General features: G+C 72.4%; 17 protein-coding genes. 11 read left to right on the top strand and 6 right to left on the bottom strand.

Annotated elements, in window-relative coordinates; all coding sequences use genetic code 11:
- The first annotated feature begins 56 nt into the window (after nt 1–56).
- The gene (locus ABZ930_RS21645; protein ID WP_361550073.1) at nt 57–830 is read left to right on the top strand and encodes an SDR family NAD(P)-dependent oxidoreductase; all 774 of its coding nucleotides are present in this window, start codon (nt 57–59) and stop codon (nt 828–830) included.
- A gap of 188 nt (nt 831–1,018) precedes the next feature.
- Here the strand turns inward: ABZ930_RS21645 and ABZ930_RS21640 are convergent, their stop codons facing one another.
- From ABZ930_RS21640 to ABZ930_RS21620, 5 genes are all read right to left on the bottom strand, one after another.
- A complete protein-coding gene (locus ABZ930_RS21640; RefSeq protein WP_361550071.1) occupies nt 1,019–1,864 on the bottom strand; it encodes a DMT family transporter in 846 nt (281 codons plus the stop codon).
- Nucleotides 1,861–2,364: a YbaK/EbsC family protein gene (locus tag ABZ930_RS21635; protein WP_361550069.1), complete on the bottom strand. Its 504-nt coding sequence runs from the start codon at nt 2,362–2,364 to the stop codon at nt 1,861–1,863. The genes ABZ930_RS21640 and ABZ930_RS21635 overlap by 4 nt, the downstream gene beginning before the upstream one ends.
- A 57-nt stretch (nt 2,365–2,421) precedes the next feature.
- A complete protein-coding gene (locus tag ABZ930_RS21630) occupies nt 2,422–4,029 on the bottom strand; it encodes a penicillin-binding transpeptidase domain-containing protein (RefSeq protein ID WP_361550169.1) in 1,608 nt (535 codons plus the stop codon).
- Nucleotides 4,030–4,317: 288 nt separating this feature from the next.
- On the bottom strand, nt 4,318–5,973 hold the full coding sequence (locus ABZ930_RS21625; protein ID WP_361550067.1) for a penicillin-binding transpeptidase domain-containing protein: 1,656 nt from the start codon (nt 5,971–5,973) through the stop codon (nt 4,318–4,320).
- A 126-nt stretch (nt 5,974–6,099) separates the two neighbouring features.
- Nucleotides 6,100–7,794, bottom strand: coding sequence for a phospholipid carrier-dependent glycosyltransferase (locus tag ABZ930_RS21620; RefSeq protein WP_361550167.1), 1,695 nt, complete (start codon nt 7,792–7,794; stop codon nt 6,100–6,102).
- A 183-nt stretch (nt 7,795–7,977) separates the two neighbouring features.
- Here ABZ930_RS21620 and rsmI point away from each other — a divergent pair, with 183 nt between their 5' ends.
- The 10 genes from rsmI (at nt 7,978) to ABZ930_RS21570 (ending at nt 18,876) form a co-directional block, all read left to right on the top strand.
- Entirely contained in the window at nt 7,978–8,889 is a 912-nt protein-coding gene (gene rsmI, locus ABZ930_RS21615) for a 16S rRNA (cytidine(1402)-2'-O)-methyltransferase (protein ID WP_361550065.1), read from the top strand.
- 197 nt (nt 8,890–9,086) lie between these two features.
- Nucleotides 9,087–9,542: a hypothetical protein gene (locus ABZ930_RS21610; protein ID WP_361550063.1), complete on the top strand. Its 456-nt coding sequence runs from the start codon at nt 9,087–9,089 to the stop codon at nt 9,540–9,542.
- Nucleotides 9,543–9,565: 23 nt separating this feature from the next.
- On the top strand, nt 9,566–10,447 hold the full coding sequence (locus ABZ930_RS21605) for a TatD family hydrolase (RefSeq protein ID WP_361550061.1): 882 nt from the start codon (nt 9,566–9,568) through the stop codon (nt 10,445–10,447).
- 149 nt (nt 10,448–10,596) lie between these two features.
- Nucleotides 10,597–11,934, top strand: coding sequence for a ubiquitin-like domain-containing protein (locus tag ABZ930_RS21600; RefSeq protein ID WP_361550059.1), 1,338 nt, complete (start codon nt 10,597–10,599; stop codon nt 11,932–11,934).
- 237 nt (nt 11,935–12,171) lie between these two features.
- Nucleotides 12,172–13,038, top strand: a complete 867-nt coding sequence (gene rsmA / locus ABZ930_RS21595; RefSeq protein ID WP_361550057.1) for a 16S rRNA (adenine(1518)-N(6)/adenine(1519)-N(6))-dimethyltransferase RsmA — start codon at nt 12,172–12,174, stop codon at nt 13,036–13,038.
- On the top strand, nt 13,035–13,934 hold the full coding sequence (locus ABZ930_RS21590) for a 4-(cytidine 5'-diphospho)-2-C-methyl-D-erythritol kinase (RefSeq protein ID WP_361550055.1): 900 nt from the start codon (nt 13,035–13,037) through the stop codon (nt 13,932–13,934). Before rsmA ends, ABZ930_RS21590 begins: the two co-directional genes overlap by 4 nt.
- 48 nt (nt 13,935–13,982) lie before the next feature.
- Entirely contained in the window at nt 13,983–14,219 is a 237-nt protein-coding gene (locus ABZ930_RS21585) for a hypothetical protein (RefSeq protein WP_361550053.1), read from the top strand.
- 139 nt (nt 14,220–14,358) lie between these two features.
- Nucleotides 14,359–16,164 (top strand): ABC-F family ATP-binding cassette domain-containing protein, encoded by a 1,806-nt coding sequence (locus ABZ930_RS21580; RefSeq protein ID WP_361550051.1) that lies wholly within the window; start codon nt 14,359–14,361, stop codon nt 16,162–16,164.
- Between the two features lie 105 nt (nt 16,165–16,269).
- Nucleotides 16,270–17,940: a PQQ-binding-like beta-propeller repeat protein gene (locus ABZ930_RS21575; protein WP_361550049.1), complete on the top strand. Its 1,671-nt coding sequence runs from the start codon at nt 16,270–16,272 to the stop codon at nt 17,938–17,940.
- Nucleotides 17,941–18,171: 231 nt separating this feature from the next.
- Nucleotides 18,172–18,876 (top strand): response regulator transcription factor, encoded by a 705-nt coding sequence (locus ABZ930_RS21570; RefSeq protein ID WP_361550047.1) that lies wholly within the window; start codon nt 18,172–18,174, stop codon nt 18,874–18,876.
- A gap of 247 nt (nt 18,877–19,123) precedes the next feature.
- Here ABZ930_RS21570 and ABZ930_RS21565 read toward each other — a convergent pair whose 3' ends face one another.
- Entirely contained in the window at nt 19,124–19,417 is a 294-nt protein-coding gene (locus ABZ930_RS21565; protein WP_361550045.1) for a hypothetical protein, read from the bottom strand.
- Nucleotides 19,418–19,429: the final 12 nt, after the last annotated feature.

Genomic DNA, 19,429 nt, shown 5'->3' with positions numbered 1-19,429 from the left:
ACCCCGCAGCGCACCCTGAGGGATCACTGGGGGATGTCCCGGGTAGCGTCCCGGCCATGACACGTTTCGAGGGGTACGCGGTCCTGGTCACCGGCGCCGGACGCGGTATCGGCGCCGCCGTCGCCCGGCGGCTCGCCACCGAGGGCGCGCGCGTCCTCGTCACCGACATCGACCTGCCCGGCGCCCGCGAGACGGCCGCCGAGATCCGCGAACAGGGCGGTACGGCGGTCGGGTTCGGCTGCGACGTGGGCGACGGGGACTCCGTCCGGGCCGCCGTCGCGCACGCCGTCGACACCTTCGGCGGGCTGGACGTGCTGGTGAACAACGCCTACGGCTGTCACCCCGACGCCGAGCTGTTCGAGGACGAGGACGACGAGGGCTGGGCCCGCGACCTCGACCTCAGCCTCACCGGCGCCTACCGGTGCAGCCGCGCCGCACTCCCGCATCTGGTCGCCTCCGGCCGCGGCGCGATCGTCAACATCGGCTCCGTGAACGGCATCCAGGACTTCGGCAACCACGCCTACAGCGCCGCCAAGGCCGGCCTCGCCTCCCTCACCCGCACCCTCGCCGGACACGCGGGCCCGCGCGGCGTGCGGGTCAACCTCGTGGCGCCGGGGACGGTCCGCACGCGGGCCTGGACGGACGCCGGCCACGACCCCGACTCCGTACGCGGCCTGTATCCGCTGGGGCGGGTCGGGGAGCCGGAGGACATCGCGGCGGCCGTGGCCTTCCTGGCGTCGCCGGACGCCGCGTGGGTGACCGGGATCGTCCTGCCCGTCGACGGCGGCCTCACCGCCGTCCACACGGGGTTCAAGGGCACGTCCGTCTAGGGCCTGTCTTCAAACTCCCCTCGTCGCCCGGAGGGCGGCCTCGCGGCGTCTGGTGCGTGCTCTCGGCGCGCCGGGGGCAGGGCCTCGTACTGGACGTACTCGGCCTTGTGCCCGGTGCGGCGAGAGTGCGTGCCAGGCGTCGCGGGGCAGAGGGGAGTTTGAAGACAGGCCCTAGGCCGCGGGACCGCTCACTGCAGCATCAGACCGATCCCGGCGACCATCACCCCGGCCGCGACGATCCGCGGCGCCCCGAACCGCTCCTTGAAGAACACCGCCCCGATCGCCGCGCCCACGATGATCGACGACTCCCGCAGCGCGGAGATCGGGGCCAGTTCCGCCCGGGTCTGGGCCCACAGCACCAGCCCGTACGCGGCCACGGACAGTGCCGCGCCCAGCAGCCCGAGCCCCGCGAACGGCCGGAGCCGCGCCACCAGTTGCCCGCGCCAGCGGTACGCCGCGTACACCGGTACCGCGATCCCCTCCAGGATCATCAGCCACGCGATGTACCCGAGCGAGGACCCCGAGGCGCGCACCCCGAGCCCGTCCACCACCGTGTACGAGGCGATCGAGACCCCCGTCGCGAGCGCGGCGCCCAGCGCCCGCCAGTCGGGTCCGCGCGCCGAACCCCGCAGCCCCCACAGCGCGAGCCCGGTCAGGCCCGCGCAGGACACCGCGACCCCCGCCGCCTGCCAGCCGTCCGGCACCTCGCCCGCGAAGACGGCCGCGAGCACCGTCACCACCAGCGGGGCGGTGCCGCGCGCGATCGGATACGCCTGGCCGAAGTCGCCCAGCTTGAACGACGTCATCAGCAGCACGTAGTAACCGATGTGGACCAGCGCGGAGACCACCAGATACGGCCACGCGCCCGCCGCGGGAACGGGCACGAACCCGGCCATCGCGAGCCCGATCAGCGTCCCGCCGCCGGATATCAGGGTGAAGCCGACCAGTTTGTCGGTGATGTGGTGGGCGAGCGCGTTCCACGACGCGTGGGTGACCGCGGCGAGGAGCACCGCCGCGGCGACGAGCGGCGTCACTCCCGTACGTCCACGAGCGCGGCGCCCGCGTGCGCGATCAGGTCGGCGGGGGCCATCGGGAAGACGGTGTGCGGGGTGCCGGCCGCCGCCCACACGGTGGCGTGGGCGAGCAGCGAGCGGTCGGCGAGCACCCGGGTGCGGTGCGCGTGGCCGAAGGGCGGGATGCCGCCGATCGCGTACCCGGTGAACTCGCGTACGACGTCCGCCTTGGCCCGGGTCACCTTCGCGGCGCCCAGCTCGCGCCGGACCAGTTCGACGTCGACCCTGGAGGCGCCGTCCATGAGGACCAGCACCGGCACGCCGTCCGCCGCGAAGATCAGCGACTTGCAGATCTCGCTGAGCGCGCAGCCGAGGGCGTCCGCCGCCTCCTGCGCGGTACGGGCCCCCTCGGGGAAGCTGCGTACGCGCGGCAGGAGGTCGGCGAGCCCCATCGAGGTCACCGCCTCGGCGAAGCGGGGGTGGGCGGTACGGGGTCCGGCGGAATCGGTGGAGGACGTCATGGGCGGCACGCTAGTAGTCCGTGTACCGCCCACGCGACCCGGTATCGGGCGCGGCCGTCAGCCCCCGGCCAGCAGCATCTGCCGGACGACCGGGCCCGCCGAGTCGCCGCCGTGGCCGCCCTCCTGCACCACGGCCGCCGACGCCAGGTCCCCGCGGTACGCCGTGAACCAGCCGTTCGGCTGCTTCTGCCCGTCGACCTCCGCCGAGCCGGTCTTCGCGCCCATGTCGGAGCCGAGCCCGGACATCGGCTCGACCGCCGTGCCCGCGACCGCCGTGTAGTGCATCAACTCCCGCAGATCCGCGAGGGTCTTGGCGGACAGCGAGCGCGAGGCCTTCGCGATCGTGCGGTGGTCGACGTCGGGGGAGACGAGGTAGGGCTGGTGGAAGGTGCCGTTCTTCACGGTCGCCGCGACCGACGCCATGTTCAGCGGGTTCATCCGCACGCCGCCCTGCCCGATCAGCGAGGCGGCCATCTGCGCGTCCGACTGCACGGGCACCGAGCCGTCGAAGCTGGACACGCCGACCGCCCAGTTGTTCATGCCGAGCCCGAAGACCTGCTGCGCCTGCTTGGTCAGCGAGTCGTCGTCCAGCTTCGGCGCCTGGCTGATGAAGGCCGTGTTGCAGGACCGGGCGAAGCTGGCCTTGAACGTGCCGTTCTTGATCTGGAACTTGTCGTCGTTCTGGAACTTCCAGTGCCCGTACGTGAAGTACTTCGGGCACGGGTGCTCCTTGTTCACGCCCGCGAGGCCCTTCTCCAGGAGCAGCGACGACGTGATGACCTTCATCGTCGAGCCGGGCGCCAGCGAGCCCTGGAAGGCCGTGTTGAAGCCCGGGCTGGAGTTCGCGACGGCGAGGATCTCGCCGGTCGACGGACGGATGACCACCACCGAGGCCCGCTTGCGCGAGGCGACCTGCTTCTCGGCCGCCGCCTGGAGCGTGGGCGACAGCGTGGTCGTGACCTTGCCGGGCGTGCCCTCGGAGAGGGTGAGCAGGGTCTTGTCCGGCTGCGCGTCCTTCTTCGACTTCCCCGACGAGGCCTTGCGCACGATGCGCAGTTCGACGCCCGCCGTGCCGCCCGCGGTCTTGCCGAACTTCTCGCGCAGCCCGTCCACGACCGTGGCCAGCGACGGGTACTTCTTCACGTCCAGCTCGGCGCCGTCCCGGTCCACGGCCTTGACCGGCGGATCGCCCGCCTCGCCGGTGACCAGCTTGTCGCCGTCCTTCAACTCCGGGTGCAGCACGGACGGCTGCCAGCCGACGAGCACCTTGCCGTCGCTCTTGCGCCGCACGGCGGTCAGCGAGGAGTCGTAGGCGAGGGGCTTGCTCAGCTTCTCGCCCGTGCCGGCCCTGCCCTTGTCGGACGCGCTCGGGTCGTACACGACCGTCGACGTCACGTGGAACGGCACCTTCGCGCCCGTCCGCTGCCCCGCCGCCAGCTTCACCCCGGTGAGACGGGCGTCCTTCGTCAGTCCGGTGAGCGCCTTCTCGGCGGCCGTCGCGTCGTCGGTGTACGTGGCCGCCTTCGCCGCGTCGCCCTGCTGCCAGGCGGTCAGGAAACCGTCGGCCGCCGCGCGGACCTCCTTGGCGGAGGGCGGGCCCGTCTTGATCCTCGGCTTCTCGTCGGCCGAGGCCGAGCTGCCGTCGCCGCTCCCGGAGCCTTCCATCAGGGCGTAGGCGCCGACGCCGGCTCCGACGACGGCGACGACCGCGGCGCCGCCGATCACCAGGGCGTTGAAGTTGCGGCGCGCCGCCGGTTCGGGGCGCTTGCCTCTGGTGCCCAACGTTTCCCTCCGGGGGTGTAGCGGACGGTAAGCCTAGCCCCGCCAGGGGCGCGGGGAACTGCGCGGCCAGCCACGAACAAGCGGCACCCGCCGTAGTAGAGAACGCCGCAGACGTGCCTGCGGTTTCGTGTGGTTGCTCGCGCAGTTCCTCGCGCCCCTTACGGGGCGCTCCTACCCGGCGTTCTTGAGGACCGTCGCCACGATGGGCCCGGCCGCGGTGCCGCCGTGGCCGCCGTTCTCCACCATCGCCGCGGCGGTGGCGACCCCGTCGCGGAAGCCCGTGAACCAGGAGTCGGACACCGTCTGCCCGTCGCTCTCGGCCGAGCCCGTCTTGGCGCCGACGAACCCGGGCACCCCGGCCATCGCCTGGGTGGCCGTGCCGATCGGCGAGGTCGCCGTGGCGTGCATCATCGCCCTGAGCTGGGTCACGGTCGGCGACGGCAGGCCCTGCGCGGTGGCGAGTTTGCGGTCGCCGTACTCGGGCGAGACGAGGATCGGCTGGCGGAAGGTGCCGGTGATGGCGGTCGCGGTGACCGAGGCCATGTTCAGCGGGTTCATCTGCACATTGCCCTGCCCGATCATCCCGGCCGGGTCCTGGGAGTTGCCGTTGACCGGGACGTTGCCGTCGAACGACTTGACCCCGGTCTGCCAGTTCTGTTCCCTGCCGAGCCCGAACCGCTGGGACGCCTCGGTCGCGAACTTGTCGCCGCCCAGTTCGTCGGAGAGCTTGATGAAGGAGGTGTTGCACGAGCGCTGGAAGCTGCTGCTGAGCGTGGCGTTCTCGTCGGGGGCCATGCCCTTGAGGTTGTGGAAGGTCTGGCCGAGCGCCAGCACCGAGTCGTCGCAGGGGGCGCTCGAGTTCATCGACGACAGGACACCGTTGTCGAGCAGCGCCGCCGCGGTGACGATCTTCATCGTGGAGCCGGGTGGACGGGTCGCCGAGAACGCGGCGTTGAACTCCCCGTACCCGTGATTGGCGACCGCCAGGATCCCGCCGGACTGCGGCTGGACCGCCACCACGGCCGCCTTCGGGAACTTCGTCACCGCCTGTTCGGCCGCGGCCTGCGCGCTCGCGCTGATCGTCGTACGGAGCTTGCCGGGCTTGCCCTTGGTGAGGGTCACCAGCGTCTTCGCGGTCGTCGTCGTGCCGTCGGCGCCCGTCCGCTCGATGGACGTCTCCACGCCGGGCGAACCCCCGGTCTCGTCGCCGTACTTGGCGCGCAGCTGCTCCAGGATCGGCCCGAGCGACGGGTACTTCCCGGCGGTCAGCTTCACCCCGTTGCGGTCCACGGCCTCGATGGGGGGCGCCGCCGCCTCACCGGTGACGAGCCTGTCGCCCTTCTCCATGTCCGGGTGGAGCACGGAGGGCCCCCAGTCGACCAGCGCCCGGCCCGTCTTCTCGCCGCGCACGACCTTCAGGGACGACGCGTACTCCAGCGTCCTGGTCTTCTTGTCCCAGGAGACCGTGGCCTTCACCTTGAACGGCACCTCGGCGCCGACCGCCTTGCCCGGCGTCAGCACGGTGTGCGTGATGTGCGCTTCGTCGTGCCAGCCCTCGATCGAGGCCAGCGCGCCGTCGGCGTTGTTGGTGTAGTGCGCCGCCGTGGCCGGGTCGTTCTTCGACCACGCCGCCAGGAACTTGCGCGACGTCTCCTTGATCTCGTCGCCCGACGGCGGCCCCGTCCGCCTGGCCGGCGCACCGCCCAGCGACGACGAACCGCCGTCCCCCGTGACGGCCGACACGATGTTGTAGGCCCCGTACCCGGCGCCGCCCACCATCACGGTGAACACCCCGCCGACGATGGCGACCTTGACCCCCTTGCGCATGAGCGCTTCCCCTCCCCAGGTGTACGGGAGGGACTCTAGGCACGTCGGACGGGACGGGGACGGGGTGTTTTCCAGTTGGTGTCCGAAGGTGTCCGAAGAGTGATCACAAATACGGCCGAAAGCGGTCTAGACCCAGGTGTCCAGCCACATCCGTGAACGCCAGGAATCGATCGGGATCGCCGTGCCCGTGTAGATCGGCCAGAAGTACACGAAGTTCCACACGATCAGCAGGACGATCACCCCCGCACCCGCGGCGCCGGCCATCCGCCGGCGTTCGCCCGATCCCGGCCTGCCGATGATCCCGCCCAGCATCATCGCCAGCGCCAGGCAGAGGAACGGCGCGAAGACGACCGCGTAGAAGTAGAAGATCGTCCGCTCCTGGTAGTTGAACCAGGGCAGATAGCCCGCCGCGACGGCGCACGCGATCGCGCCCGCCCGCCAGTCGCGCCGGAACAGCCAGCGCCACAGCACGTAGAGCACCGCGAAGCAGGCCGCCCACCACAGCAGCGGGGTGCCGAGGGCGAGGACCTCGCGGGCGCACTTCTCCGTCGCGTCCGCCGGGCAGCCGTCCTGGCCCGCCGCCGGCGACTCGTAGAAGTACGAGACCGGACGGCCGTCGACCATCCAGCTCCAGGGGTTGGACTGGTAGGTGTGCGCCGAGGTGAGGTTGGTGTTGAAGTCCCAGACCTCCTGCTCGTAGTGCCACAGGCTGCGCACCCAGTCGGGCAGCCAGGTGTGGCCGCCGCCCTTGCCCGCGGTCACCGCCCAGTTGCGGAAGTAGCCGCCGGTGCCGTCGTCGGGGGAGAGGATCCAGCCGAGCCAGGACAGCAGGTACGTGGCGATCGCGACCGGGACCGTGACGAGGAACGCCGGGAACACGTCGTGCTTGAGCACCGCGAGGTAGGGGCGCTCGGCGCCGGCGATCCGGCGCGTGCCGACGTCCCACAGCACCGTCATGACGGCGAAGAAGGCCACGTAGATGAAGCCGTTCCACTTCGTGCCGGCCGCCAGCCCCAGGCAGAGCCCGGCGAGCAGCCGCCACGGGCGCCATCCCAGACGCAGCGTCCCGGCGATGTCCGCGTCGGGACGGACCAGGCCGTGCCCGTCCACCGGCAGCGCCGCCGCGAGCCGCTCCCTGGCCCGGTCCCGGTCGACGATCAGGCAGCCGAACGCCGCCACCACGAAGAACACCAGCACCGAGTCGAGCAGCGCGGTGCGGCTCATCACGAACGCGAGCCCGTCCACCGTGAGCAGCACCCCGGCGAGGCAGCCCAGGAACGTCGAGCGGAAGAGGCGGCGGCCGATCCGGCACACCATCAGCACGCACAACGTGCCGAGCAGCGCCGTCATGAACCGCCAGCCGAACGGGTTGAGCCCGAACATCCACTCGCCGAGCCCGATGACGTACTTGCCGACCGGCGGATGCACGACGTACGAGGCGTCGGTCGGAATCGGGATGTCGCCGTTGTTCTTCAGGATCAGGTCATTGGCGTTCTTGGGCCAGTTCACCTCGAATCCGCGGTGGATGAGCGCCCACGCGTCCTTGGCGTAGTACGTCTCGTCGAATATCACGGCCTTGGGGCTGCCGAGATTCCAGAAGCGCAGCAGCCCCGCGACGAGCGTGACGAGCAGCGGGCCGCCCCAGCCCACCAGCCGGGACATCTGACCTGCGGTGAACCGGCTCAGCCCGAACGACGCCCACAGCCGCGACGACGGCGCGGGGTACGACGGCACGAGGCGCTCGCGGACACCGCCGTCTCTGACCTCCGCGCCCCCTTCCGCCTCCGGGCCCCGGTAGCCGAACCTGCGCAGACCGCGCAGCCACGCCGAGGCCTGCGCTGACGGGGCTGCCCAGGGGGCCTGGTCCGGCGGGGGACTGGTCGCGTTCGCCTTGGCCGACGACGAGGTACTGGTCACCGCGCCATCGTAGGGAACGGCGCTGTGCGAGTCCCGTGTGAGGGCGCGGCCGAGTCGGCCGGTCTCCGTCCCTGCGAGGATGGAACCGTGACAGGAACCGCAGATACCACCGGAACGCCGACCGGCCCCGGCGCCGGGACGCAGGCCGGGACGCTCGTGCTCGCCGGGACGCCCATCGGCGCCGTCTCGGACGCCCCGCCGCGGCTCGCCCAGGAGCTGGCCGTCGCCGATGTCGTCGCCGCCGAGGACACCCGCCGCATGAAGCGGCTCGCCCAGGCGCTCGGGGCGCAGGTCGGCGGGCGCGTCGTGTCGTACTTCGAGGGCAACGAGAGCGCGCGCACGCCCGAGCTGGTCGAGGCGCTGGCGGGCGGTGCGCGGGTGCTCCTCGTGACGGACGCCGGGATGCCGTCGGTGTCCGACCCGGGCTACCGCCTGGTGGCGGCGGCCGTGGAGCGCGACATCCGGGTCACCGCGGTGCCCGGCCCGTCCGCCGTGCTCACCGCCCTCGCCCTGTCCGGGCTGCCCGTCGACCGGTTCTGCTTCGAGGGCTTCCTGCCGCGCAAGGCCGGAGAGCGCCTTTCCCGCCTCAAAGAAGTGGCCGAAGAGCGACGCACCCTGGTGTATTTCGAGGCCCCGCACCGCCTGGACGACACCCTCGCCGCGATGGTCGAGGCGTTCGGCGCCGAGCGCAGGGCCGCCGTCTGCCGCGAGCTGACCAAGACCTACGAGGAGATCAAGCGCGGCCCCCTGAAGGACCTCGCGGAGTGGGCCGCCGACGGGGTGCGCGGCGAGATCACGGTCGTCGTGGAGGGCGCCCCGGAGAAGTCCGCCGCCGACCTCACCCCCGATGAGCTGGTGCGCAGGGTGCGCGTGCGCGAGGAGGCGGGGGAGCGGCGCAAGGAGGCCATCGCGGCGGTCGCGGCCGATGCCGGGCTACCCAAGCGGGTCGTCTTCGATGCCGTCGTCGCGGCAAAGAATGCCGATCGAAGCACCCCATAGGGGCGTAAAGGACAGCCCCTCAAAGCAAAGCGAAGACCGGGTCGCAGGCCCCATACGGCAGGGAAATGCCAAATCGGCTCCAATAGTCGACAGGTCTTTTGCGCTCGGCCCGGCGGAGGCGTCCACTGGTTGAAGGGACGCACCCGTCCCCACGCTGCCTCCGGGCAGCGCTTGTCCAGCGGACAAGAGGAGCTGGCATGAGCGAGTTCGCGGCCTCCAAGACGGCCACCAGTACACCGGCGGCCCCGGTGACCAACCGGGACGCGGCGATATCCGTCGTCCACGAGGCATACGCGTTCGCCTGCATGCGCTGCGGGCACGGCTGGGAGCAGTCCTACGAGATAGAGCACCACATCGACGGGGAGGGCGCGGAGTTCGTGATGTACGTCGCGAACGGCGAGCGAGTGCCGTCACCGCTGTCCAGCCCCACCTGTCTGAACTGCGGCGGCCACGTCGTACGGATCATGCGGTCCGGCCGTGTGTCGTCCGTGCGCGACATCATGGAGCGCAAGCACACCCCGCCGGCCGCCCGGCCCGTGGAGGTCCCCGGGCCGGCCACCGAGCCCGAGCCCGGAGCACACCACCACTGGCACCTGTCCGACCTCCTGCACCCCTTCAGCCACCACCGCAAGGACGGCCCGAAGGCGCCGTAGCCGGGGCTTCGTAGGATCGGGGCATGAGCCCCGATCGTGCCAAGGACGTCACCCCGCCACCGCTGCCCGCACCGCTCCCGGTCGAGGTCGCCGACTCCCACACCCACCTGGACATGCAGGCGGGCACCGTGGAGGAGGCCCTCGCCAAGGCGGCGTCGGTGGGGGTGACGACCGTGGTGCAGGTCGGCTGCGACCTGGCGGGCTCCCGCTGGGCGGCCGACACGGCGGCGGCCCACGCCGCCGTGCACGCCACCGTCGCCCTGCACCCCAACGAGGCGCCCCGCATCGTCCACGGCGACCCCGACGGCTGGTCCCGGCAGGGCGCCCGCACCCCGCTCGGCGACGCCGGGCTCGACGAGGCGCTCGCCGAGATCGACCGGCTCGCCGCGTTGCCGCAGGTCAAGGGCGTCGGAGAGACGGGCCTCGACTATTTCCGCACCGGCCCGGAGGGCAAGGCGGCCCAGGAGAAGTCCTTCCGCGCCCACATCGAGATCGCCAAGCGGCACGGCAAGGCCCTCGTCATCCACGATCGCGAGGCCCACGAGGATGTGCTGCGCATCCTGAAGGAGGAGGGCGCCCCCGAGCGCACCGTCTTCCACTGCTACTCGGGCGACGCCGACATGGCGCAAGTCTGCGCGGCGAACGGCTACTTCATGTCGTTCGCGGGCAACATGACGTTCAAGAACGCGCAGCCGCTGCGCGACGCGCTCGCCGTGGCGCCGTCGGAACTGGTCCTCGTGGAGACCGACGCGCCGTTCCTGACCCCGGCGCCGTACCGCGGTCGGCCTAACGCCCCTTATCTCATTCCGGTCACGCTGCGGGCGATGGCCGCGGTCAAGGGCGTCGGCGAAGAAGCCCTCGCGACGTCGGTCTCCGCCAACACGGCGCGCGCCTTCGGTTACTGACCCATAACGATCGGACCCGCTCACCTTCGGGCATGATCGCGACACTGCGTAGTCGCGCTGCTTTGGAGAGTGACGAAAGCTCCGCTAGGTTCTGCTCGCCCGATCCGCCCTCGCCGGGGCCGGACCCTTGGAGCGCCTGGAGCCTCGTCGTGAGCAATTCGCCGTACGAGACGACGTATCAGCCGTCGTACGAGCCGCAGGACTCGTACCAGCCCTACGAGCCCTACGAGTCCTACGAGCCCGGGTACGCCGACACGTACCGGCCCGCCTACGCGCACGAGGCCCCGCCCGCCGACGAGCCGCGGCTGCCGCGCCAGTCGGCGGGGGACGGCGGACGCGACGGCGGGCGGGCCGCCGCGCGCCGGGCCGCCCGCCGCAAGAAGACCGAGCCGCGGCCCGACGGGCTGCGCAGGCTGCTGCCGCAGGCCCTCGTCGTCGCGTTCCTGGCGGGCGGCACCTCGGCGTTCGTCGCCAACGACAAGGCCATCGAGCTGACCGTCGACGGCAAGGAACGCACCCTGCACACCTTCGCCGACGACGTCACCGAACTCCTCGCCGACGAGGGCGTCCCGGTCGGCGAGCACGACCTCGTCGCCCCCGCCGAGGGCACCGCCCTGGCCAGCGGCGACCAGGTCAGCGTGCACTACGGCCGTCCCGTCCAGCTGACCCTCGACGGGCAGCGCCGCAAGGTGTGGACGACCGCCCACACCGTCGACGGGGCGCTCCGCCAGCTCGGGGTGCGGGCCGAGGGCGCGTACGTCTCCACGTCCCGCTCGCAGAGCATCGGCCGGCACGGCCTCGACCTCGCCGTACGCACCGAGCGCAGCGTCACCGTCATGGCCGACGGCAAGCGCCGCACCATCCGCACCAACGCGGCCACCGTGGGCGAGGCCGTCGGCGAGGCCGGGATCACGCTGCGCGGCCAGGACACCACGTCGGTACCGGCGAGCAGCTTCCCGCGCGACGGGCAGACCGTCACCGTGATGCGGGTGACCGGCAGCAGGGAGACCCGCGAGGAGTCGATCCCGTTCGCCGTGGAGCGCACCCGGGACCCGTCGCTGTTCCTCGGCACCGAGGTCGTCGAGCAGGCCGGGGAGGCCGGCGTGAAGCGGGTGACGTACGAGCTGCGCACCGTCAACGGCGTCAAGCAGAAGCCGCGGCGCACGAAGTCCGAAGTGGTGCGGGAGCCGCGGGCGCGGGTGGTCAAGGTCGGGACCAAGCCGTTGCCGTCGTCCGTGGGCGGGGCCGACGGGCTGAACTGGTCCGGGCTCGCCGCCTGTGAGTCCGGTGGGCGGCCGGGCGCGCTCGACGCGACCGGTACCTATGGCGGGCTGTACCAGTTCGACACGCAGACCTGGCAGAGCCTGGGCGGCTCGGGCCGGCCGCAGGACGCGCCGGCCGCCGAGCAGACGTACCGCGCGAAGAAGCTGTACGTCCGTCGCGGGGCGAGCCCGTGGCCCCATTGCGGGCCCCGCCTGCACGGCTAGTCGTCCATCCGCGGCCCACGTCGTGGCTGGCCGCGCAGTTCCCCGCGCCCCTGAAGGCTGCGCTTCGCGCGCCTTCCCCTGAGCGAGCGGAGCTCGCTTCAGGGGCGCGGGGAACTGCGCGAGAAGCGGCCACCGGCCGTCAGCCGACCGACGACCCAGGGGCGCGGGGAACTGCGCGAGAAGCGGCCACCGGGCCGCAGCCGAAGGGTGGCCGGGGTCCACGGCTACCCTTGAACGGTGAGCACCACAGACCCCCAAGGCCCCCTGCTCGGCGCGGCCGACATCCGCGAACTGGCGGCGGCACTCAACGTCCGGCCCACCAAACAGCGCGGCCAGAACTTCGTGATCGACGCGAACACGGTCCGCCGCATCGTCCGCACCGCGGAGGTCACCGGGGACGACACCGTCGTCGAGGTCGGACCGGGCCTCGGCTCGCTCACCCTCGCCCTGCTCGACGTGGCCCAGCACGTCACGGCGGTGGAGATCGACGACGTCCTCGCGGCGGCGCTCCCGGCGACGATCGCCGCCCGCCTCCCGGCGAAGAAGGACGCCTTCGACCTGGTCAACATCGACGCGATGCAGGTCACGGAACTCCCCGGCCCGGCCCCGACGGCCCTGGTCGCGAACCTCCCGTACAACGTCGCGGTCCCGGTCCTGCTGCACATGCTCGACACGTTCCCGAGCATCGAGCGCACCCTGGTCATGGTCCAGGCGGAGGTCGCCGACCGCCTCGCGGCCCGCCCCGGCAACAAGGTCTACGGAGTCCCCTCCGTGAAGGCCAACTGGTACGCCGACGTCAAGCGCGCCGGCAGCATCGGCCGCAACGTCTTCTGGCCCGCGCCGAACGTCGACTCCGGCCTCGTCTCGCTCGTGCGCCGCACCGAGCCGGTCGCCACCACGGCCTCGAAGGCGGAGGTCTTCGCCGTCGTCGACGCCGCGTTCGCCCAGCGCCGCAAGACGCTGCGCGCCGCGCTCGCCGGCTGGGCCGGATCGGCGCAGGCCGCCGAGGAGGCGCTGGTCGCGGCCGGGGTCTCCCCGCAGGCGCGCGGCGAGGCACTGACGGTGGAGGAGTTCGCCCGGATCGCGGAGGCCAAGCAGCAGTGAGTGTGACCGTACGCGTCCCCGCCAAGGTCAACGTCCAGCTCGCCGTCGGCGGCGCCCGCCCCGACGGCTTCCACGACCTGGCCAACGTCTTCCTCGCCGTGGGCCTGTACGACGAGGTGACCGTCGAGCCTGCCGACGCCCTGAGTCTTACCTGCACGGGCCCGGGCAGCGATCAGGTCCCCCTGGACCGGACGAACCTGGCGGCCCGCGCCGCGATCGCGCTGGCCGGGCGGCACGGCCTGGGCGACCCGAAGGTCCGTATCCACATCGCCAAGGACATCCCCGTCGCGGGCGGCATGGCGGGCGGTTCGGCCGACGCGGCCGGCGCGCTCGTGGCGTGCGACGCGCTGTGGGGCACCGGGGCGTCCCGCACCGAACTCCTCGACATCTGCGCCGAACTCGGCAGCGACGTGCCGTTCAGCCTGGTCGGCGGGGTGGCGCTCGGCACCGGCCGCGGCGAGAAGCTGCACCCCCTCGACGTGGGCGGGGAGTTCTGGTGGGTGTTCGCCGCCGCCGACGGGGGGCTTTCGACGCCGGCCGTGTACCGCGAGTTCGACCGGCTCAGCCCCGAGGCGCCCGAGCCCGTCGCCTCGCCCGCGCTGCTCGACGCGCTGCGCACCGGTGACGTGGAGCGGCTCGCCGCCACCGTCACCAACGACCTGCAACCCGCCGCGCTCTCCCTCTTCCCGTCGCTGAAGGAGACCCTCGACGCCGGTACGGCAGCCGGGGCCCTGGCCGCGCTGGTCTCCGGCTCGGGCCCGACGACGGCGTTCCTCGCGGCCGACGAGGCGGCGGCGCGGTCCGTCGCCGACGGGCTGGCCGCGTCGGGGACGTGCCGGTCGGTGCGGGTGGCGGGCTCGCCGGCGCCCGGGGCGACCGTACTCAGCGGTAACTGAGTACGCGCACGGTGCCGGGCCGGTGTCCCGGCGCGGGACGCTGTGCCCATGCAGAGACCTGGAGGACGTCGCCGTCGTCGGTTGCGCCGGGCCGCGGTGCCGCTCGGGGCCGTCGCCCTGTTCGGCCTGAACGCGGCGCTCACCGCGCGCGGGCACCCGCTTCCGCCGCCCGGCCTGGGCGGCGGCGCCGGGCGAGTGGTCCGACCCCGCGAGGTCGCCCCGCTGGTCAGAACCCGCCTCCATCTGCCCCGCCCGGCCGTCGTGCGCCCTTCCCGCCGCCCCTGAAGAGCGAGCGAAGCTCGCTTCAGGGGCGCGGGGAACTGCGCGAGCAACCACGACGAGAGCCGCGGGTGACGGACGGCGGGACAAGGCAGACGCGGCCCCCGACTACGCTGGACAGCCGAACCCCCGCGGCAGGAGCGAAATGGCAGTCAATCTGGTCAACGTCGAGAACGTCTCCAAGGTGTACGGCACCCGAGCACTGCTCGACGGAGTCTCCCTCGGCGTCTCGGAAGGCGACCGGATCGGCGTCGTGGGCCGCAACGGCGACGGCAAGACCACCCTGATCCGCATGCTGGCCAGGCTGGAGGAGGCCGACACCGGCCGCGTCACCCACAGCGGCGGCCTGACCCTCGGCGTGCTCACCCAGCACGACTCCCTCGACCCCGCGGCCACCGTCCGCCACGAGGTGATCGGCGACCTCGCCGACCACGAGTGGGCGGGCAACGCCAAGATCCGCGACGTCCTCACCGGCCTCTTCGGCGGCCTGGACCTGCCCGGCTTCCCGCAGGGCCTCGACACGGTCATCGCCCCGCTCTCCGGCGGCGAGCGCCGCCGCATCGCGCTCGCCAAGCTGCTCATCGCCGAGCAGGACCTGCTCGTCCTCGACGAGCCCACGAACCACCTGGACGTCGAGGGCATCGCCTGGCTCGCCCGCCACCTCCAGGCCCGCCGCTCCGCCCTCGTCTGCGTCACCCACGACCGCTGGTTCCTCGACCAGGTCTGCACCCGCATGTGGGACGTGCAGAAGGGCGACGTCTACGAGTACGAGGGCGGCTACTCGGACTACGTGTTCGCCCGCGCCGAGCGCGAGCGGATCGCCGCGACCGAGGAGGCCAAGCGGCAGAACCTGATGCGCAAGGAGCTGGCCTGGCTGCGCCGCGGCGCCCCCGCCCGCACCTCCAAGCCCCGCTACCGCATCGAGGCGGCCAACGAACTGATCGCGGACGTGCCGGAGCCCCGCGACAAGAGCGAGCTGATGAAGTTCGCCAACGCCCGGCTCGGCAAGACCGTCTTCGACCTGGAGGACGTGACCGTCCAGGCCGGGCCCAAGGTGCTCCTGAAGCACCTGACCTGGCAGCTCGGCCCCGGCGACCGCATCGGCCTGGTCGGGGTGAACGGCGCGGGCAAGACGTCCCTGCTGCGCGCGCTGGCCGACGCGGCCACCAGCCGCGGCGACGTGCAGCCCGTCGCGGGCAAGGTGATCGTCGGCAAGACCGTGCGGCTCGCCTACCTCTCGCAGGACGTGACCGAACTCCCGGGCTCCCTGCGGGTGCTCGAGGCCGTGCAGCAGATCCGGGACCGCGTCGACCTCGGCAAGGGCCGCGAGATGACCGCGGGCCAGCTGTGCGAGCAGTTCGGGTTCGGCAAGGAGAAGCAGTGGACGCCGGTCGGCGACCTGTCCGGCGGTGAGCGCCGCCGGCTCCAGCTGCTGCGCCTGCTCATGGACGAGCCGAACGTCCTGTTCCTCGACGAGCCGACGAACGACCTGGACATCGAGACCCTGACCCAGCTGGAGGACCTGCTCGACGGCTGGCCGGGCTCCATGGTCGTCATCTCCCACGACCGGTTCTTCATCGAGCGCACCACCGACAACACCTTCGCGCTGCTCGGCGACGGCGCGCTGCGGATGCTGCCGCGCGGCATCGAGGAGTACCTGGAGCGCAGGCAGCGGATGATCGAGGCCGCCGCCCCGGCCCCGGCCGCCGCCGCCCCCGCCGCCAGGTCCGGCCCCTCGGCGGCCGACACCCGCGCCGCGAAGAAGGAACTCCAGAAGATCGAGCGGCAGATGGACAAGATCTCCGAGAAGGAGGCCAAGCTGCACACCCAGATCGCGGACAACGCGACGGACTTCGGCAAGGTCGCCAAGCTCGACGCGGACCTGCGCGAACTCGTCGCCGAGCGCGAGGAGCTGGAGATGCGCTGGCTGGAGCTGGCCGAGGACGCCTGACCCCGGGCCGCTCCGCGGGTGGTAGAAAGAGGCGTCCGGACGCCCTGGGGAGGCGCACGTCCGGACTCTCGCCGGGGGGCCGTCAGCGAAGAAAGGGGAGGGCTGATGACTCAGCCGCCCGACCCGCGGCCGTCCGGCAGCGCCTCCGCCCCCCAGGGGGACCCGCTCCGGAAGCAGCCGTGGGCCGCACCGCCCGCCGGTGCCTTCGGCCCCCCGCCCCCGCCGGACGTCCCCCCGCGGGGCTACGGCCACCCGGGCCCGCCCTCCGCCCCGCAGCAGTACCCGTACGGATATCCGCAGCCGCCCGCCACCCCGCCGGCCGGGCGCCCCGGCGCTCCGGTGGTCTGGATCATCGTCGCGGCCGTCGTGGCCATCGCCCTGATCATCGGCGTGGGCGTCCTGTACGCCACCTCCGACGACGGCGGCGCCGACAGCCCGGGCAGCACCGCCGCCGACGGCAAGCGGAGCGGGGGCGACGGATCCGGCTCGGGGTCCGGCTTCGGCGCCCCGGGCGAGGAGAAGGTCCCCTCCGACCCGGCCGCCCGGCTCGCCTTCACCGTGCCCGCGCCGAAGGTCGCCGCCGACCACCTCGACAGCGTCGTGGGCTCCTGGCTGACCGACCGTACGTACGCCAAGGCGGGCGTGGGCCGGATCGTCGGCCACGACCCCGCGACCGGGAAGCAGACCTGGACGCTGCCGCTGCCCGGCCAGACCTGCGGCGCCACCGAGGACGTCACCAAGGACGCGCTGGCCGCCGTCGTCAGCGAGAACGGCGCGCGGGCCGCGGACGGCCGGCGCCGGACCTGCTCGCAGATCACGCTGTTCGACGTGAACACCGGCAAGAAGGTGTGGACGAAGAGCATCGGCACGGGCACCGCGGCCGTCCCGTTCGAGGAGCCGGTCCTCTCCGGCGACACCCTGGCGCTCGGCGGCGGCCTGCGCGGCGGCGCCGCCCTCGACGTCAAGACCGGCAGGATCCTGTGGCAGCCGCAGAGCGGCACCTGCGAGGACGTCGGCTACGCGGGCGGTGCGCAACTGGCCACCGTCCGCAGGTGCGTCGGCTCCGGCCAGGAGAAGTACGAGGTCCAGCTCCTCGACCCGAAGACCGGCCGCCCCAAGTGGACGTACCAGCTCGCCGACGGCGTCCGCAGCGCCCGGGTGCTCTCCACCGACCCGGTCGTGGTCGGCGTCGGCACCGGTGAGGACGGAGCGGGCACCGTCACCGACGTCATCCCGATGAGCGCCACCGGCAAGCCGCTCACCACCATCCCGCTCGACGCCGACGCGTACGACCTCGGCTGCGACGTGGGCCGCACCGACGGCTGCCGGAAGATCGTCGTCGGCAACGGGCGGGTCTATCTGGCCACCCGCCAACACGACGGCGGCCCCACCGGCACGACCAACGAGATCGTCTCCTACAGCCTCACCTCCGGGCGGCTCACCGGCGATCGCGTCGACGGCGGCGCCTACCGGGTCTTCCCCCTGCGGATGGACGGCGGGAACGTCCTCGCCTACGAGGACGGCTCGTTCGACAAGGGCGTGCGGATCGTCTCCATCGATCCCCGGACGATGAAGCGGACGACGCTGCTGCAGACCCCGACCAGCGACACGGCCACGTACGCGGTGAGCGGTATGGTCGTCGGGCTCAGCGGCTCCGAAGTCCGCTACTCCGGCGGCCGGTTGTTCCTCGGCAAGGCCCTGATCAGTGAGCCCGCCTCGAAGGACCACAAGGAGTACACGGCGGTCGCCTTCACCGCGGGCGGCCGTACGCCCTGATCACAACCGGGCTTCAGGTGAACTGCTTTTACGCTCCCGCACCCCCAATCACCCCCGAAAAGCTGCGATTTCAGCATTGCGGGCCGCTTCTGACCGGTAGGGGGCGCGCGACGTCGAACAAGCGTGTAGCTTCCGGTGGATGAAGGAGGACGGGGAGTCGGGGGGCTCGCCTGTCCGTGGGGGGCCCAGGGGACATGTGCTGCTTCTGGGTCGAACTGGGGGGTTGGCCCGATGGGAGTGCGGCTCATGGTGGTCGACGACCACCGACTGCTGGCCGAGGCGCTCGCCTCGGCCCTGAAACTGCGCGGGCACCGTGTCCTCGCCGCTGCCGCGCCCGCCGCGGGCGCCGCCGAACTGGTCATCTCCCGCGCCCCGGAGGTCTGCCTGCTCGGCACGTCGGCCCCGGCCGAGCCGGGCACTTTCGACCCGGTCGTCCGGATCAAGAAGGAGCGCCCCCAGGTCGCGGTCGTGGTCCTCGGCCCGGTGCCGTCCCCGCGCGGCATCGCGGCGGCGTTCGCCGCGGGCGCCTCCGGGTACGTCCGACACGACGAGCGCATAGAGGGGGTGGAGCGGGCCCTGATGAAGGCGCGGGCGGGTGAGGCCGCCGTGGCTCCCGCGCTGCTCCAGGGCGCGTTCAGCGAACTGCTCAACCCGGCGGCCCAGCCGGACGACGAGGGCCAGCGGCTGCTCCAGATGCTGACCCCGCGCGAGGTGGAGGTCCTGGTCCGGGTCGCGGACGGTGAGGACACCCGGCTGATCGCGGCCGGCATGGGCATCGCCCCGTCCACGGCCCGCACCCACGTCCAGCGCGTCCTGATGAAGCTGGGCGTCGGCTCCCGGCTGGAGGCCGCCGCCCTCGCGGCCCGCACCGGCCTGCTCGACCGGGCCGGCCCGGTCGGCGGCGAACAGCCTTCCGCTTCACAGGAGCAGGAGTAGTGGGCTATAGTCGATCTTGCGTTCGGCGCTGCAACTGGCAGAGCGGAACAGTGCGTTGGTGGTCCAAGGAAAGACGCCCCGCTTCCTGCGGGGAAATGCAGGTGCAAGGCCTGCCCGGCGCTCCATGAACAGAAGGCCCGCCCCGTTTCGACGGGGCGGGCCTTCTGCGTCGTCCGGAGGTGTGACACGCGAACGGGCCGGGCGCGCCGCATGGTCGCGGCGCGCCCGGCCCGTTCCGGTTATCCGGTCACGCGTCGTCCTGGTCCGGGGTGGGCGGCGCCGTGGGGCGCAGCTTCAGCCAGATCAGGAAGAAGAGTCCGAGGGCCAGCATGCCGATGCCCGCCCACAGGTTGATGTTGATGTCCTGGGCCTTCTCGAGGTCCGCGTCGGATGCCGTGATGCCCGCGATCGTGACGATGATCCCGTACACCACGAAGAGTCCGCCGATGATGCGGCGCACGTCGAAGAGGCGGGCGGCCGTCGCCGACTTGGCCTCCAGCTCCTTCACCTCGTCCACGTGGCTGTTCGTGTGGTCGCTCATGTCGTGTTACCT

Source organism: Streptomyces sp. NPDC046716, assembly GCF_040645755.1.
Taxonomy (GTDB): Bacteria; Actinomycetota; Actinomycetes; order Streptomycetales; family Streptomycetaceae; genus Streptomyces.
This window is presented reverse-complemented; position numbering and strand designations above follow the sequence as displayed.

What these genes read in the sequence shown, in the direction of transcription:
- ABZ930_RS21585 (WP_361550053.1), top strand. Translation starts at nt 13,983, where the DNA reads ATGCAGAGACCTGGAGGACGTCGCCGTCGTCGGTTGCGCCGGGCCGCG.
- ABZ930_RS21605 (WP_361550061.1), top strand. Translation starts at nt 9,566, where the DNA reads ATGAGCCCCGATCGTGCCAAGGACGTCACCCCGCCACCGCTGCCCGCA.
- ABZ930_RS21610 (WP_361550063.1), top strand. Translation starts at nt 9,087, where the DNA reads ATGAGCGAGTTCGCGGCCTCCAAGACGGCCACCAGTACACCGGCGGCC.
- ABZ930_RS21565 (WP_361550045.1), bottom strand. Translation starts at nt 19,417, where the DNA reads ATGAGCGACCACACGAACAGCCACGTGGACGAGGTGAAGGAGCTGGAG.
- ABZ930_RS21630 (WP_361550169.1), bottom strand. Translation starts at nt 4,029, where the DNA reads ATGGAAGGCTCCGGGAGCGGCGACGGCAGCTCGGCCTCGGCCGACGAG.
- ABZ930_RS21625 (WP_361550067.1), bottom strand. Translation starts at nt 5,973, where the DNA reads ATGCGCAAGGGGGTCAAGGTCGCCATCGTCGGCGGGGTGTTCACCGTG.
- ABZ930_RS21570 (WP_361550047.1), top strand. Translation starts at nt 18,172, where the DNA reads ATGGGAGTGCGGCTCATGGTGGTCGACGACCACCGACTGCTGGCCGAG.
- ABZ930_RS21575 (WP_361550049.1), top strand. Translation starts at nt 16,270, where the DNA reads ATGACTCAGCCGCCCGACCCGCGGCCGTCCGGCAGCGCCTCCGCCCCC.
- ABZ930_RS21580 (WP_361550051.1), top strand. Translation starts at nt 14,359, where the DNA reads ATGGCAGTCAATCTGGTCAACGTCGAGAACGTCTCCAAGGTGTACGGC.
- ABZ930_RS21635 (WP_361550069.1), bottom strand. Translation starts at nt 2,364, where the DNA reads ATGACGTCCTCCACCGATTCCGCCGGACCCCGTACCGCCCACCCCCGC.
- ABZ930_RS21645 (WP_361550073.1), top strand. Translation starts at nt 57, where the DNA reads ATGACACGTTTCGAGGGGTACGCGGTCCTGGTCACCGGCGCCGGACGC.